1 protein-coding gene is annotated in these 707 nt (G+C 70.6%); it reads left to right on the plus strand.

Annotated features, from left to right (window positions below; all coding sequences use genetic code 11):
- The first annotated feature begins 250 nt into the window (after nt 1–250).
- Nucleotides 251–631, plus strand: coding sequence for a DUF1090 domain-containing protein (locus N878_RS23830; RefSeq protein WP_021445999.1), 381 nt, complete (start codon nt 251–253; stop codon nt 629–631).
- Nucleotides 632–707 lie beyond the last annotated feature (76 nt).

Here is a 707-nt window from a genome sequence, read left to right on the forward strand (position 1 = left end):
GCCAGCGCGGCGTCGGCGCGCAGGGCGCCGAGCGGCTGCTGGCGTTCTTCCAGCACCCGGAGGTGCGGCGCCTCGGCGCGCAGTTGCAGCAGGCCGGCATTGCCGCCTTTCAACCGCGCCTGCAGGCCGCCGCGCAGTAACGCGCGCAACCTTGACCCAGATCATGGTCAGCGCCTTCCTGGCTCGGCCGCAGCGAACCCCGGCGCCGCGACGCGGTCTTCCTCCAAACCCCCGCCATAAGGACAAGCCCATGATTCGTCAGCTCAGCCTGCTCGCCCTGCTGGTCGCCAGCACCGCCTTCAGCTTCGCCGACAGCGGCGTCAGCGGCTGCGCGGCCAAGCGCCAAACCCTGCAGGAGAAGATCGAGATCGCCCGTCAGCACCACAACCCTGACCAGGTGGCCGGCCTGCAACAGGCCCTGGCGCAGGTCGAAGCGCATTGCCACGACGGCGCCCTGCAGGCCGAGCGCCAGGCCGAGATCGACGAGGCGCGGCAGGAGATCGAGCAGCGCGAGATGGACCTGCGCGATGCGCTGAGCAAGGGCGATCCGGACAAGATCGCCAAGCGCCAGGCCAAGCTGGCCGAGGCGCGCGCCGAACTGGAACAGGCCGAGGCCGAACTCGCGCGCTGATCAGTAGGCGCGAAACGCCTGGTGACAGGCCTCGCAACTGTCCTCGACCTGCTGCACCGCCGGCTCCAGCGCGGCG

The sequence above is a fragment of the Pseudomonas sp. EGD-AK9 genome, from assembly GCF_000465935.2.
Taxonomy (GTDB): Bacteria; Pseudomonadota; Gammaproteobacteria; order Pseudomonadales; family Pseudomonadaceae; genus Aquipseudomonas.

Bases quoted from the DNA above. Each gene is read 5' to 3' on its own strand.
- N878_RS23830 (WP_021445999.1), top strand. From the start codon at position 251: ATGATTCGTCAGCTCAGCCTGCTCGCCCTGCTGGTCGCCAGCACCGCC.